The sequence below is a fragment of the Ideonella oryzae genome (assembly GCF_024055665.1).
GTDB classification, from domain to species: Bacteria; Pseudomonadota; Gammaproteobacteria; order Burkholderiales; family Burkholderiaceae_C; genus Ideonella; species Ideonella oryzae.
The window spans coordinates 204,778-218,935 of the sequence record NZ_JAMXMC010000003.1 but is presented as its reverse complement, the minus strand read 5'-3'; the positions used below and the strand labels follow the sequence as shown (position 1 = coordinate 218,935).

The 14,158-nt window shown below is 67.8% G+C and carries 13 protein-coding genes and 1 tRNA gene; 5 read left to right on the top strand and 9 right to left on the bottom strand.

Annotation, left to right across the window (positions count from 1 at the left end; translation table 11 throughout):
• Window positions 1-227: 227 nt before the first annotated feature.
• The 3 genes from M0L44_RS06040 to M0L44_RS06030 all read right to left on the bottom strand — a co-directional run bounded on the left by M0L44_RS06040 (window position 228) and on the right by M0L44_RS06030 (window position 3,939).
• Complete coding sequence (locus tag M0L44_RS06040; RefSeq protein WP_252768753.1) at window positions 228-1,001, bottom strand: ferredoxin--NADP reductase; 774 nt, start codon at window positions 999-1,001, stop codon at window positions 228-230.
• Between the two features lie 182 nt (window positions 1,002-1,183).
• Window positions 1,184-2,368 (bottom strand): CaiB/BaiF CoA transferase family protein, encoded by a 1,185-nt coding sequence (locus tag M0L44_RS06035; RefSeq protein WP_252768752.1) that lies wholly within the window; start codon window positions 2,366-2,368, stop codon window positions 1,184-1,186.
• 377 nt (window positions 2,369-2,745) lie between these two features.
• Entirely contained in the window at window positions 2,746-3,939 is a 1,194-nt protein-coding gene (locus M0L44_RS06030; protein WP_252768751.1) for an acyl-CoA dehydrogenase, read from the bottom strand.
• A 112-nt stretch (window positions 3,940-4,051) separates the two neighbouring features.
• On the opposite strand from M0L44_RS06030, the gene M0L44_RS06025 reads away from it, so the two are divergent.
• Window positions 4,052-4,957, top strand: coding sequence for a LysR family transcriptional regulator (locus M0L44_RS06025; RefSeq protein ID WP_252768750.1), 906 nt, complete (start codon window positions 4,052-4,054; stop codon window positions 4,955-4,957).
• A gap of 34 nt (window positions 4,958-4,991) precedes the next feature.
• Here the strand turns inward: M0L44_RS06025 and M0L44_RS06020 are convergent, their stop codons facing one another.
• Window positions 4,992-5,609, bottom strand: a complete 618-nt coding sequence (locus M0L44_RS06020) for a LysE family translocator (protein ID WP_252768749.1) — start codon at window positions 5,607-5,609, stop codon at window positions 4,992-4,994.
• 6 nt (window positions 5,610-5,615) lie between these two features.
• Window positions 5,616-6,656, bottom strand: coding sequence for a CDP-6-deoxy-delta-3,4-glucoseen reductase (locus M0L44_RS06015; RefSeq protein ID WP_252768748.1), 1,041 nt, complete (start codon window positions 6,654-6,656; stop codon window positions 5,616-5,618).
• Window positions 6,657-6,753: 97 nt separating this feature from the next.
• On the opposite strand from M0L44_RS06015, the gene M0L44_RS06010 reads away from it, so the two are divergent.
• The gene (locus M0L44_RS06010) at window positions 6,754-7,647 is read left to right on the top strand and encodes an SDR family oxidoreductase (RefSeq protein ID WP_252768747.1); all 894 of its coding nucleotides are present in this window, start codon (window positions 6,754-6,756) and stop codon (window positions 7,645-7,647) included.
• A 1-nt stretch (window position 7,648) separates the two neighbouring features.
• On the opposite strand, the gene M0L44_RS06005 is transcribed toward M0L44_RS06010, so the two are convergent.
• A complete protein-coding gene (locus M0L44_RS06005) occupies window positions 7,649-8,254 on the bottom strand; it encodes a rhomboid family intramembrane serine protease (protein ID WP_252768746.1) in 606 nt (201 codons plus the stop codon).
• A 51-nt stretch (window positions 8,255-8,305) separates the two neighbouring features.
• Window positions 8,306-8,390, bottom strand: a tRNA-Leu gene (locus M0L44_RS06000).
• 117 nt (window positions 8,391-8,507) lie between these two features.
• Here M0L44_RS06000 and cysM point away from each other — a divergent pair.
• The 3 genes from cysM to M0L44_RS05985 all read left to right on the top strand — a co-directional run bounded on the left by cysM (window position 8,508) and on the right by M0L44_RS05985 (window position 10,273).
• Window positions 8,508-9,413 carry a cysteine synthase CysM gene (gene cysM, locus M0L44_RS05995; protein WP_252768910.1) on the top strand — a complete coding sequence of 302 codons (906 nt, stop codon included), beginning with the start codon at window positions 8,508-8,510 and terminating at the stop codon, window positions 9,411-9,413.
• Window positions 9,414-9,434: 21 nt separating this feature from the next.
• Window positions 9,435-9,980, top strand: a complete 546-nt coding sequence (locus M0L44_RS05990) for an NUDIX hydrolase (RefSeq protein ID WP_252768745.1) — start codon at window positions 9,435-9,437, stop codon at window positions 9,978-9,980.
• Window positions 9,981-10,045: 65 nt separating this feature from the next.
• Complete coding sequence (locus tag M0L44_RS05985) at window positions 10,046-10,273, top strand: sulfurtransferase TusA family protein (protein ID WP_252768744.1); 228 nt, start codon at window positions 10,046-10,048, stop codon at window positions 10,271-10,273.
• A 71-nt stretch (window positions 10,274-10,344) separates the two neighbouring features.
• On the opposite strand, the gene galU is transcribed toward M0L44_RS05985, so the two are convergent.
• On the bottom strand, window positions 10,345-11,214 hold the full coding sequence (gene galU / locus M0L44_RS05980; RefSeq protein WP_252768743.1) for a UTP--glucose-1-phosphate uridylyltransferase GalU: 870 nt from the start codon (window positions 11,212-11,214) through the stop codon (window positions 10,345-10,347).
• Window positions 11,215-11,297: 83 nt separating this feature from the next.
• On the bottom strand, window positions 11,298-14,141 hold the full coding sequence (locus M0L44_RS05975) for a valine--tRNA ligase (protein ID WP_252768742.1): 2,844 nt from the start codon (window positions 14,139-14,141) through the stop codon (window positions 11,298-11,300).
• Window positions 14,142-14,158: the final 17 nt, after the last annotated feature.

Below are 14,158 nucleotides of genomic sequence, written 5' to 3'. Positions count from 1 at the left end.
GGCCAGACCGTGTGGCGATCGGGCCCACCCCCGTGGTGTGGGGGCCGGAGGTGGCAGTGGATGTCCCAATGGTCGAGCCATGAACCATCATAGTCACGCCGGCCCCCGGACCGGATTCCCCTCGGGGGCAATGCTCTCAGGATTGACGTGAGTCAATTCCAGCGGGTGGGCGCACTATGAAAAAGGCCGCCCGCAGGCGGCCTCTGGCGGCGTGAGCACTCGGTGCGTCACTGGCTCACGAAAGCGCGCTCGATGACAAAGTCGCCCGGCGTGGTGGTGCTGCCTTCCTTCAGGCCGCGCACTTCCATCATGGTCTTCAGGTCGCGCAGCATCTCGGGGGAGCCGCAGATCATCACGCGGTCCTCGGCGGCATTGAGCTGGGGGATGCCCAGATCGTTGGCCAGCTGGCCGTTCTCGATCACGGTGGTCACGCGGCCCTGGTGCTTGTAGGGCTCGCGGGTGACGGTGGGGTAGTAGAGCAGCTGCCTGCTGATCATCTCTCCCAGGAATTCGTGCTGGGGCAGCTCCTGGGTGATGTAGTCGTGGTAGGCCAGTTCGTTGACCTGACGCACGCCGTGCACCAGCACGACCTGCTCGAACTTCTCGTAGGTGTCCGGGTCGCGGATGATGCTCATGAAGGGCGCCAGACCGGTGCCGGTGGACAGCAGGTACAGGCGCTTGCCCGGCACCAGGTAGTCGATCAGCAGCGTGCCGGTGGGCTTCTTGCCGACGATGATGTGGTCGCCTACCTTGATGTGCTGCAGACGCGAGGTCAGCGGGCCGTCCTGCACCTTGATGCTCAGGAACTCCAGCGTCTCTTCGTAGTTGGGGCTGACGATGGAGTAGGCGCGCAGCAGCGGCTTGCCGTCGACCTTCAGGCCGATCATCGTGAAGTGGCCGTTCGAGAAGCGCAGGCCGGTGTCGCGGGTGGTGGTGAAGCTGAACAGCCGGTCGGTCCAGTGGTGCACGCTCAGCACGCGCTCTTCGTGGAAGGCACTCATTCTTGTCGGATCCTGGGACAAAGGGGGGTGGACAACAGGCCAGGGCCCGAACGTCGCCTGGCGGAAAACCCTGAATTGTCGCTCAAGCTGTATCCGCGGAACTGCGCAGGGTCAACTCCTGCGCATTTGCCTTGATGCAGGGCAAGATGGAGGCCCTTGTGGGACCCGCGTCTGTCGAAGGGTCAGCGTCCCAGCCAGTCCTGCAGCACGGCGGTGCCATGTTCGTCCAAGGTGGGCGGCGCCACCCGGTACTGCACGGGCGTGGCCGACAGGCGGATCGGGTTGGCCACCAGGGGCACGCTGCCGAACTGCGGGTGGGGCATGTCCACCTTCAGCCCGCGCGCCAGCACCTGCGGGTCGGCAAAGACCTCGTTGAGCCGGTTGATGGGGCCGCAGGGCACGCCGGCATCTTCCAGCGCGGCAATCCATTCGGCGGTGCTCCGCATCACGGTGGCCTGACGCAACAGGGGGATCAGCACGGCCCGGTGGGCCACGCGCGCCGGGTTGGTCGCAAAGCGCTCGTCCGTGGCCCATTCCGGGTGGCCCGCGACGGCGCAGAACTTGGCGAACTGGCCGTCGTTGCCGATGGCCAGGATCATGTCGCCATCGGCGGTGGGGAAGTCCTGGTAGGGGACGATGTTGGGGTGGGCATTGCCCATGCGCTTGGGCGCGACGCCGCTGGTCAGGTAGTTGGCGGCCTGGTTGGCCAGCGCGGCCACCTGCACGTCCAGCAGGGCCAGGTCGATGTGCTGGCCTTCGCCGGTGGCATCGCGGTGGCGCAGCGCGGCCAGCACGCCGATGGTGGCGTACAGCCCGGTCATGATGTCCACCAGGGCCACGCCCACCTTTTGCGGGCCGGCGCCTTCCTCGTGGTCGGCGCGGCCGGTCAGGCTCATCAGCCCGCCCATGCCCTGGATCAGGAAGTCGTAGCCGGCGCGATGGGCGTAGGGGCCTTCCTGGCCGAAGCCGGTGATGGAGCAGTAGACCAGGCGCGGGTTCAGGGCCTTCAGGCTCTCCCAGTCCAGGCCGTAGGCCTTGAGCCCGCCGACCTTGAAGTTTTCCAGCACCACATCGGCCTGGGCCGCCAGTTCACGGATCAGGGCCTGGCCTTCGGGCGTGGCCATGTCGATGGCGATGGAGCGCTTGTTGCGGTTGGCGCACTGGAAGTAGGCCGCCTGCCGGCTGGGCGTGCCTTCGGCCGTGGGCACCCAGGGCGGGCCCCAGCTGCGGGTGTCGTCCCCGGCGCCGGGGCGTTCCACCTTCACCACATCGGCGCCCAGGTCGCCCAGCAACTGGCTGGCCCAGGGCCCGGCGAGAACGCGGGAAAGATCGAGGACCTTGAGGCCTTGCAGGGCGGTGGTGTTCATGGTGTGTGGGGGAATGTTGTCAAGGTTGGTGCGCGCTCGGGGACTCGGGTGGGCCCTTGCACTCATGTCCCCCGGCCTGCGGCCTCCTCCTTGACTTCGTTCCAGGGCCCACCCGAGTCCCCGGCCTGCAGACGTCGCGGTGTTTCACCCTCCGAACAGCCAGAACGGTGCCAGGTTCGGGTGTCGGGTTGTGCTGTGAAGCGAAGTCAAGGAGGAGGCCGAAGGCCGGGGGAGAGAGTCTGGACATAAACAGTCCAGTGGACTGTTTGTGCCTGACGAGCGCCCGGTGCACTGCACCGGGCATGAGCGGAGCAGCACAGCCCGGCGACCGAACCTCGCGCCAAGCGAACGCGAGGTTTTTCAGCAGTCCAATCCGTTCAGAAAGCCGCAATACCCGTCTGCGCCCGGCCCAGGATCAGTGCATGGATGTCATGCGTGCCTTCGTAGGTGTTCACCACCTCCAGGTTGACCAGGTGGCGGGCGATGCCGAATTCGTCGGAGATGCCGTTGCCGCCCAGCATGTCGCGCGCAGTGCGGGCGATGTCCAGCGCCTTGCCGCAGCTGTTGCGCTTCATGATGGAGGTGATCTCCACCGCGGCCGTACCCTCGTCCTTCATGCGGCCCAGGCGCAGGCAGCCCTGCAGGCCCAGGGTGATCTCGGTCATCATGTCGGCCAGCTTCTTCTGCACCAGCTGGTTGGCGGCCAGCGGCTTGCCGAACTGCTTGCGGTCCAGCGTGTACTGGCGGGCCATGTGCCAGCAGAACTCGGCCGCGCCCAGCGCACCCCAGGCAATGCCGTAGCGGGCGCTGTTCAGGCAGGTGAACGGGCCCTTCAGACCGCGCACCTCGGGGAAGGCGTTTTCGTCGGGACAGAAGACCTCGTCCATCACGATCTCGCCGGTGATGGAGGCGCGCAGGCCCACCTTGCCGTGGATAGCCGGGGCCGAGAGGCCCTTCCAGCCCTTTTCCAGCACGAAGCCGCGGATCGCGCCTTCGTCGTCCTTGGCCCAGACCACGAACACGTCGGCGATCGGGCTGTTGGTGATCCACATCTTGCTGCCCGACAGGCTGTAGCCGCCCGGCACCTTCTTGGCGCGGGTGATCATGCTGGCCGGGTCGGAGCCGTGGTTGGGCTCGGTCAGGCCGAAGCAGCCGATCCACTCGCCGGTGGCCAGCTTGGGCAGGTACTTCTGCTTGGTCTGCTCGTTGCCGAACTCGAAGATCGGCACCATGACCAGCGAGGACTGCACGCTCATCATCGAGCGGTAGCCCGAATCGACGCGCTCCACCTCGCGGGCCACCAGGCCGTAGCAGACGTAGTTCAGGCCGGCGCCGCCGTAGGCCTCGGGGATGGTCGGGCCCAGCAGGCCCAGTTCGCCCATCTCGCGGAAGATGGCGGCATCGGTCTTCTCGTGGCGGAAGGCCTCCAGCACGCGCGGGGCCAGCTTGTCCTGGCAGTAGGCGAGGGCGGCATCGCGCACCTGGCGCTCGTCCTCGGTCAGCTGGTCTTCCAGCAGCAGGGGGTCGTCCCAGTGGAAGACGGGCTTGGCGGCGCGAGGGGCGTGGCTCATGGGATGTCTCTCAGGTGATGTTGTGCTGGTGTTGCATCTTAGGTTGTGGCTTGCGGGCAGACAAACGAGAATTTGGCACCCAAATGTGCGCTGGGCGCACTCCGGAGTTGCCGTGCGCCGCAAATTGCCCTCCACCGCCGCCCTGGCCGCCTTCGAGGCAGCCGCCCGCCACCAGAGCTACACCCGGGCCGCCAGCGAACTGGCGGTCACCCAGAGCGCCATCTGCCGCCAGATTGCCAGCCTGGAGGACTTCCTGGGCGTGCAGCTGTTCCGCCGCAGCCAGCGCGGCGTGGCCCTGACCGAGGCGGGCCAGCGCTACAGCCGCCGGGTGGCCGCGCGGCTGGACGAGGTGGAACGCGATGCGCTGGACCTGATGAGCGGTGGCGAGGAAGGCGGCGGCAGCCTGGAACTGGCGGTGGTGCCCACCTTCGCCACCCAGTGGTTGCTGCCGCGCCTGGGCGACTTTCAACGCCAGCACCCGGGCATCACGCTGCACTTCACGCCGCGCACCCGGCCCTTCCTGTTCACCGACACGCCCTTCGATGCTGCCATCCTGCCCGGCAGCGAGCCCTGGCCTGGCACCGAATCGATTGATCTGCTGCCCGAGCCCCTGGTGGCGGTGGCCAGCCCGCACCTGCCGGGCGCGCAGGCCTGCTGTTCGGCCGAGGACGTGGCCCGGCTCCCGCTGCTGCAGGCCAGCACCCGGCCGGACGGCTGGCGGCAGTGGTTCGCCTCGCTGGGGCTGGCGGTGGAGCACGACATGGCCGGGCCGCGCATGGAGTTGTTCTCCATGCTGTCCGAGGCGGCCGCCCAGGGCCTGGGCGTGGCCCTGGTGCCGCGCCTGCTGGTGGAAAGCGACCTGGCCAGTGGCCGGCTGGTGGTGCTGCTGCCGCACCCGCATGCCAGCGGCCGCAGCTACCGGCTGATCTATCCGCCGCACAAGGCCGATGGGCCACTGCTGCAGGCCCTGGCCGGCTGGCTGACAGGGCAGGCCGCGGCCTACCGGGCCCAGGCTTGAAGTGCAGCCCCGGAGGCCCGGGCTCCCAAGTGCCTCAGCGGTGGGCAGCCAGCAGCAGGCCGCCGGCCCCGGCGAAGAAGCCGCCGGTGGCCTTGTTCAGCCGCCGGGCCCCGCGCGGCGTGGTGATGAAGCGGCGCAACTGGCGGCCGCCCGCGCCATAGACCGCGGCGGACACGAACTCGGCCGCGAGATAGGTGGCACCCAGCACCAGGAACTGGTGGGCCGCCGGCTTGGCCGGGTTGATGAACTGCGGAAAGATGGCCGCGAACAGCAGCATGGCCTTGGGGTTGCTGATGCCCAGCAGGAATTCCTGCGTGGCCAGGCTGCGCAGGGAACGCGGCGCCACCTGGCTGTCGTCGGCGGCCAGGTGGCCGGCATCCTGGCTGTGCCAGGCCTTCCAGCCCAGCCAGAAGAGGTAGGCTGCGCCCAGCCACTTGAGCACGCTGAAGGCGGTTTCGGAGGCCAGCAGCATGGCGCCCAGGCCCACCGCGGAGATGGTCAGGAAGATGGCGAAGGCCAGCACCCGGCCGATGGTGCCGAACAGCGCGGCGCCCACGCCCTGCCGGATCCCGTTGTTGAGCGCGCAGAAGTTGTTCGGCCCCGGGGTCAGGGCGATCATCACGGCCAGCGGGAAGAAGAGCAGGGCGTCCATGGGACCTCAGGTGGTGGCTTGCTTGTCGGCTTCGGAGGTGAAGCTGTCGGCGTAGAACTCTTCGGCCGGCAGCCCACATTGGGCCACGAAATCGCGCTGGGCGCTTTCGATGACGATGGGCGCGCCGCAGGCGTAGACCTGGTGGCCGGACAGGTCCGGCAGGTCGGCCATCACCGCCTGGTGGACGAAGCCGGTGCGGCCGGTCCAGCCGTCCTCGGGCAGGGCGTCGGAGAGCACCGGCACGAAGCGCAGCCAGGGCAGGCGGGCGGTGGCCTCGGCCAACCAGTCGGCCAGGTACAGGTCGGCCTTGCGGCGGCCGCCCCAGTACAGCACGGTGGGGCGGCTGAGGCCCTGGGCCTCCATGCGCTCGATCAGGGCCTTGATCGGTGCGAAGCCGGTGCCCGAGGCCAGCAGCACGATGGGCTTGTCGCTGTCCTCGCGCAGGTAGAAGCTGCCGAACGGCCCTTCCATGCGCACGATGTCCTTTTCCTTGAGCGTGCTGAACACCTGGTCGGTGAACTTGCCGCCGGGCATGTGGCGGATGTGCAGCTCGATGGCCGGCGGGGTGCCCAGATTGTGCGGGGCGCTGGCCATGGAGTAGGCGCGGCGGGCGCCGTCGCGCAGGAGGAACTCGATGTACTGGCCGGCGTGGAACTGGAAGTTCTGGTTGGCGGGCAGTTGCACCTTCACGCGCATCACGTCCTCGGCCAGACGCTCCAGCGACAGCACGCGGCCGGGCATCTTCAGCACGGGGAACTGGCCCTCGGCGGCCACGCCGCGGGCCTCCAGCACCACATCGCTTTGTGCCGTGGCCCGGCAGGTCAGGATCATGCCGGCAGCCTGCTCGGCCTCGCTCAGTGCCTTCTCCTGATGCTCGCCCATGAGCACCTGGCCTTCGATCAGCTTGCACTTGCAGGAGCCGCAGGCGCCGTCCTTGCAGCCGTAGGGCAGGCCGATGCCTTCCCGGATGGCGGCGGTCAGCAGGGTTTCGTCGTCGCCGACGCTGTACTGGCGGCCCGAAGGCTGGAGGGTGACGTGAAAGCTCATGGGGATCTGGGCAAACCGGAAAGGGAAGGGGGCCGTCGCGGTGCCTGCCAGCACGCTGGCTACACTCGGCGCAACCTGTCATTTTGCCCTGTCCACCATGTCCTTGCCCGCCCGCTTCCGCCGCAGCCGCCTGCTCATCGTGGGCTGCGGTGACGTGGGCAGTCGCCTGCTGCCGCGCGTGTGCCACCACCAGACCGTTCGGGTGCTGACCTCGTCGCCCGCGCGCGGCGAGGCCCTGCGGGCGGCCGGGGCGACGCCGCTGGTGGGCAACCTGGACGCGCCCGCCAGCCTGAAGCGCCTGGCCGCGCTGGCCGGCCGGGTGCTGATGCTGGCCCCGCCGCCGGGCCAAGGGGCGGGTGACCCGCGCACTTGGGCGCTGGTGCAGGCCCTGCGCCGCGGTCGGGCGGTGCGCCGCCTGGTCTATGCCAGCACCACCGGGGTGTATGGCGATGCGGGCGGCGCCTGGGTGGACGAGACGCGGGCCTGCGCGCCGCAGACCGACCGGGCGCGGCGCCGCGTGGCGGCCGAGCAGGCCTGGCGAACGGCCGGTCGCGCGGCGGGCTGGGCGGTGAGCATCCTGCGGGTGCCGGGCATCTACGCGGGCGACCGCGAGGGCGGGCCGGCGGCGCGGGTGCGCCGCGGCGCGCCGGTGCTGCGGCCCGAGGACGACGTCTACACCAACCACATCCATGCCGAGGATCTGGCCCGGGCCTGTGGGCTGGCCCTGTTCCGGGGCCGGCCGCAGCGCGTCTACCAGGTCTGCGACGACAGCCAGCGCCGCATGGGCGAGCATTTCGAGGTGGTGGCCGATGCCTGCGGCCTGCCCCGGCCGCCGCGCATCAGCCGTGCCCAGGCCGTGGCCGAGCTCTCGCCGGTGCAGATGAGCTTTCTGAGCGAATCGCGCCGTCTGACGAATGGCCGAATGAAAAAGGAGCTGCGATTGCAGCTCCTCTATCCGGATGTCCTCGACGCCCTGAAGGCGGGCTGCTGATTCACCAGCGCCGACGGCGCGGGAACGGGGGCTGGCCGCGCCAGTAGCGGATCATCAGCCAGCCGCCCAGCATGCCGCCCAGGTGGGCGAAGTGGGCCACGCCCATCATGCCCGCCACGCCCATGCCCAGTTCGATCAGGCCGAACACCAGCACGAAGGTGCGTGCCTTCATCGGGATGGGCGGGAACAGCGGCATGATGGTCCGGTCGGGGAACAGCATGCCGTAGGCCAGCAGCAGGGCGAACAGGCCGCCCGAGATGCCGATGGTGGGGGCGACGGAGCCGAAGATCGGCGAGATGATCAGCTGGCAGGCCGCGGCCGACAGCACGCCCGCGGTCATGAACTGCAGGAAGCGCTTGCCACCCCACAGCCGCTCCAGCTCGCTGCCGAACATCCACAGGCCCAGCATGTTGAAGAAGATGTGGCCGATGTCCGCATGCAGGAAGGCATAGGTGATCAGCTGCCAGGGCATGAAGTTGCCCGAACCCAGCGGCCACAGGGCCAGCCAGGCGGTCAGGGGCAGGTAGCCCCCCAGCAGCGCCTGAGCGCAGAACACCGCTGTGCAGATCAGCAACAGCGCCTTGGTCATCGGGGGCATGGGGGGCATGAGCGCTCGCTACGGAGAAAAGCTGGAGGAACGCCGCGCAATGCGAGGTCTTGGTGCCCGCGGCCAGACTCGAACTGGCACGCCTTGCGGCGGCGGATTTTGAATCCGCTACGTCTACCGATTTCGTCACGCGGGCATCGGGGACAGACTGTCTGGGCAAGCCAGAGACTGTCGGGCGCGCATTATGGCATGGCGAATTGCCGGGTCTTCTGAGCCGCCCATAATGGCAACCTTCAGCCTGATTGCCGGACCCATGCCCCACTACAAGACCCTCGAGGAAGCCGTCGGCCACACGCCGCTGGTGCGTTTGCAACGCCTGCCCGGAGAGGAGATCGCCAGCCGCGGCAACGTGATCCTGGGCAAGCTCGAAGGCAACAACCCGGCGGGCTCGGTGAAAGACCGGCCTGCCATCAACATGATCCGCCAGGCCGAGCTGCGGGGCGACGTGAAGCCGGGCGATACGCTGATCGAGGCCACCTCGGGCAACACCGGCATCGCGCTGGCCATGGCCGCGGCCATCAAGGGCTACCGCATGGTGCTGATCATGCCGGAGGACCTGTCCATCGAGCGGGCCCAGACCATGAAGGCCTTCGGTGCCGAGCTGATCCTGACGCCCAAGTCCGGTGGCATGGAACTGGCCCGCGACCTGGCCGAGCAGATGCAGCGTGACGGCAAGGGCCGGGTGCTGGACCAGTTCGGCAACCCGGACAACCCGGCGGCCCACTACGACAGCACCGGACCGGAGATCTGGACCGACACCGCGGGCCAGGTGACCCACTTCGTCAGCGCCATGGGCACCACCGGCACCATCACCGGGGTCTCGCGCTACCTGAAGGAGAAGAACCCGGCGGTGCGCATCATCGGCGCTCAGCCTTCGGACGGTTCGCGCATCCCCGGCATCCGCAAGTGGCCCGAGGCCTACCTGCCCAAGATCTACGACCCGGCGCGGGTGGATGAGTTGGTCTCGGTCAGCCAGTCCGACGCCGAGGACATGGCCCGGCGCCTGGCGGCCGAGGAAGGCCTGTTCGCCGGCATCTCGGCGGCCGGTGCCTGCTGGGTGGCGCTGCAGATCGCCCGTACGGTCGAGAATGCGACCATCGTGTTCGTCGTTTGCGACCGGGGCGACCGCTACCTGTCGACCGGGGTGTTCCCCGCCTGAGGCGGGGATCGGCCACCTGCGATGAACGAACTCCCGCAGTACCGCTTCTGCCCGCAGTGTGCCCAGCCCCTGGGCTGGATTTCGGCGCTGGAGGATGGCGGTGAGAAGCTGCGCCTGCGCTGCGCCGCCTGCGGCTTCACCCACTGGAACAACCCCACGCCGGTGCTGGCCGCGGTGGTGGAGTGCACCGACCAGGACGGGCGTCTGCTGCTGGCCCGCAACGCCGCCTGGTCGGGAGACATGTTCGCGTTGATCACCGGCTTCATGGAGGCCGGGGAGAGCCCGCAGGAGGGCATCGCCCGCGAGGTGAAGGAGGAGACCAACCTGGATGTCAGCGCGGTGTCGCTGATCGGGGTCTACGACTTCCAGCGCCTGAACCAGGTGATCATCGCCTTCCATGTGCAGGCCCAGGGGACGGTGCAGTTGTCGCCCGAGCTGGTGGAGTACCGTCTGTTTGCGCCAGGCGAGGTGATCTGCTGGCCCGGGGGCACTGGGTTGGCGCTGGCGCAGTGGCTGCGCGAGCGAGGCTACGAGATCACGCTGCGGGACTGGGCGTCCCGTGACTGAGCGCTGCAGGGCGCCAGTTGTTTTTAGAATGTACCAACGGTGACAGAAGGGACAGAAGGATCCGCATGCAAGCCGACAAGGAACTCGACACCAGCGGACTCAACTGTCCGCTGCCCATTCTGAAGGCCAAGAAGGCCCTGGCCGAACTGAACAGTGGCCAACTGCTCAAGGTGATCGCGACCGATCCCAGCTCTTCGCGGGATTTCCAGGCTTTTGCCCGTCAGACCGGACACGAACTGGTGGCGCAGGAGTCGCAAGGCGACAAGCTGATCCACTGGCTGCGCCGCCGCTGAGCCTCCCGGCTCAAGAGCGGTGCCAGGCTGGCGCGCATGCTGCCAGCCTGTGAATCAGTCCCTGGCGACGCTCAGATGTCGAGCGTCTTCAGGTACTCGCGGAAGCCCGCGCCCAGCTGCGGGTGGGCCAGCGCCAGCTCCACATTCGCTTCCAGGAAGCCTTCCTTGCTGCCGCAGTCGTAGCGGCGGCCCTCGTAGCGGTAGGCGAACACCTTTTCCCGGCGCATCAGGTTGGCGATGCCGTCGGTCAGCTGGATCTCGCCGCCCACGCCCCGCGGCAGGTTGGCGATCTCGTGGAACACGCCCGGCGTCAGGATGTAGCGGCCGGCCACGCCCAGATTGGATGGCGCATCTTCCGGGGCCGGCTTTTCCACCATGTGGGTCAGGTCCATCAGGCGGTCATTGACCGGGGTGCCGGCCACGATGCCGTAGCGTTTGGTGTGCTCGGGCGGCACTTCCTGCACCGCCAGGATGGAGGCGCGCCACTCGTCGAACTGCTCCACCATCTGCTTGAGGATCGGCGGCCTGCCGACCATCAGGTCATCGGCCAGCAGCACCGCGAAGGGCTCGTTCACCACCACGCATTGGGCGCACAGCACTGCATGCCCCAGGCCCAGGGCCTTGGGCTGGCGGATGTAGATGCACTCCATGTCGTCGGGCTTGATGGTGTGCACCAGGTCCAGCAACTCCTGCTTGCCGGCTGCTTCCAGCTCGTGTTCGAGCTCGAACGCGGTGTCGAAGTGGTCCGGAATGGCGCGCTTGTTGCGGCCGTTCACGAAGATCATCTGGCGGATGCCGGCAGCGTAGGCTTCTTCCACCGCGTACTGGATCAGCGGCTTGTCGACCACCGGCAGCATCTCTTTGGGCATGGCCTTGGTGGCAGGCAGAAAGCGCGTGCCCAGGCCGGCGACCGGAAAGATGGCCTTGTTGATCTTCTGCATTCGGTTCCCTCTGTGTTGCGGATAGCCTCAAGGATGCCAAATTTGCCGACCGCTGGTGTGACCAGCGGCCGACAAATGTTTCCTCAAGCGGTGGGAAGCTTGGCCAGTTGCTGGCGCAGGCCCTCCAGGGTGCGGCCGAAGTCGGCCAGACGCTGACGCTCCTGGGCCACCACGGCCTCCGGCGCACGGGCCACAAAGCTCTCGTTGCCCAGCTTGCCCTCGGCCTTGACGACCTCGCCTTCCAGCCGCTTGATTTCTTTGGTCAGCCGTTCGCGTTCGGCCGCCACGTCGATTTCCACCTTCAGCGCCAGGCGGGCTTCGCCCTGCACCAGCACCGGCGCCATCGCGCTGGCTTCGGTGAAGGCGGCCTCGTCGCTCATCACCTTCACCTCGCTGAGTTTGGCCAGGGCTTGCAGCACCGGCGCGGCCTGGGTGATGAAGGCGGTGTCACCGATCGTGAGCAGGGGCACGCGTTCGGCGGGGGACAGACCCATCTCGCCACGCAGCGTGCGGCAGGCGCCGACGAAGTCCTTGAGCTTGGCCATCCAGGCATCGGATGTCGCATCCACCTTTTCGAGCTGGGCGACCGGGTAGGTCGCGGTGGCCAGTGTGCCGCTGTCGCCAGCCGGCTTGCGGCCCGCCACCGGGGCGACGGTGTCCCACAGCTCGGCCGTGATGAAGGGCGCCACCGGGTGCAGCAGGCGCAGCACGGTCTCCAGCACACGGATCAGCGTGCGGCGGGTGGCGCGCTGTTGCTCCGGCGTGCCGGTCTGGATCTGCACCTTGGCGATCTCCAGGTACCAGTCGCAGTACTGGTCCCAGACGAACTGGTAGATCGCGTTGGCCACGTTGTCCAGGCGGTACTCGGCAAAGCCCTTGGCCACCTCGGCCTCCACCCGCTGCAGTTCACTGACGATCCAGCGGTCGGCGTGGCTGAACTCCAGATAGCCACCGGCGGCGCAGCTGCCGGCCGCATGGTCGGCCAGCCCGCAGTCCTGGCCTTCACAGTTCATCAGCACGAAGCGGGTGGCGTTCCACAGCTTGTTGCAGAAGTTGCGGTAGCCCTCGCAGCGCTTGCTGTCGAAGTTGACGCTGCGGCCCAGCGTGGCCATGGCCGCGAAGGTGAAGCGCAGCGCGTCGGCGCCGTAGGCCGGGATGCCGTCCGGGAATTCCTTCTCGGTGGCCTTGCGCACCTTGGGCGCGGTCTCGGGCTTGCGCAGACCGGTGGTGCGCTTGTCCAGCAGCGGCCCCAGGGCGATGCCGTCGATCAGGTCCACCGGGTCCAGCACATTGCCTTCGGACTTGGACATCTTCTTGCCCTGGGCGTCCAGCACCAGGCCGTGGATGTACACGTGCTTGAAGGGCACCTTGCCGGTGAAATGCTTGGTCATCATGATCATCCGGGCGACCCAGAAGAAGATGATGTCGTAGCCGGTGACCAGGACCGAGGAGGGCAGGAAGAGGTCCTGCTCCAGCGTCTGCTCGGGCCAGCCCAGGGTGGAGAAGGGCACCAGGGCCGAGGAATACCAGGTGTCCAGCACGTCCTCGTCGCGGGTCAGCGCGCCGGTGTAGCCGGCAGCGGTGGCCTTGGCGCGGGCTTCGTCCTCGGAGCGGGCGACGAACAACTCACCGTCCGTGCCGTACCAGGCCGGGATCTGGTGGCCCCACCAGAGCTGGCGCGAGATGCACCAGTCCTGGATGTTCTTCATCCACTGGTTGTAGGTGTTGACCCAGTTCTCGGGGACGAACTTCACCTCGCCCGAGTCGACGGCCTCGATGGCCTCGTCGGCGATGCTCTTGCCACCGGCGCCGGCCTTGGTCATGGCCACGAACCACTGGTCGGTCAGCATCGGCTCGATGACCTGGCCGGTACGGGCGCAGCGCGGCACCATCAGCTTGTGCTTCTTGACCTCCACCAGCAGACCCTCGGCCTCCAGCTGGGCGACGATCTGCTTGCGGGCCGCGAAGCGGTCCAGGCCGACATAGGCGGCCGGGATCTCGGCCACCTCGGTGTTGCTGACCTTGGCTTCCAGGTCGAAGATGGTCAGCATCGGCAGGCCATGGCGCAGGCCGACCTGGTAGTCGTTCTGGTCGTGCGCGGGGGTGACCTTCACCACACCGGTGCCGAAGGCCTTTTCCACGTAGTCGTCGGCGATCACCGGCACCCGGCGGCCGGTGATGGGCAGGCGCACCTGCTGGCCGATCAGGTGGGTGTAGCGCTCGTCCTCCGGGTGCACCATCACGGCGGTGTCGCCCAGCATGGTTTCCGGCCGGGTGGTGGCCACCACCAGCGATTCGGTGGAACCTTCGATCGGGTAGCGGATGTGCCAGAGGCTGCCGTCTTCTTCCTCGCTCTCGACCTCCAGGTCGGAGACGGCGGACTTGAGGATCGGGTCCCAGCTCACCAGGCGCTTGCCGCGGTAGATCAGACCTTCTTCATAGAGGCGCACGAAGGTCTCGGTCACCACCTTGGACAGCTTGTCGTCCATGGTGAAGTACTCGTGCGACCAGCTCACCGAGTCGCCCATGCGGCGCATCTGCTGGGTGATGGTGGAGCCGGACTTCTCCTTCCACTCCCAGACCTTGGCGACAAAGTTCTTGCGGCCCAGGTCGTGGCGGCTGACCTTCTGTTCCTGCAGCTGGCGCTCCACCACGATCTGGGTGGCGATGCCGGCGTGGTCGGTGCCCGGCACCCACAGGGTGTTGAAGCCGCGCATGCGGTGGTAGCGCGTCAACGAGTCCATGATGGTCTGGTTGAACGCGTGGCCCATGTGCAGCGTGCCGGTCACGTTGGGCGGGGGCAGCTGAACGCAGAAGGAAGGCTTGGCCGGGTCGAGCGTCGGTTGGTAGACGCCGGACTGCTCCCACAGCGGGGCCCAGCGGGCTTCGATGTCCTTGGGCTCGAAGGATTTGGCGAGTTCGGTCATGATGACCGATTATCCCG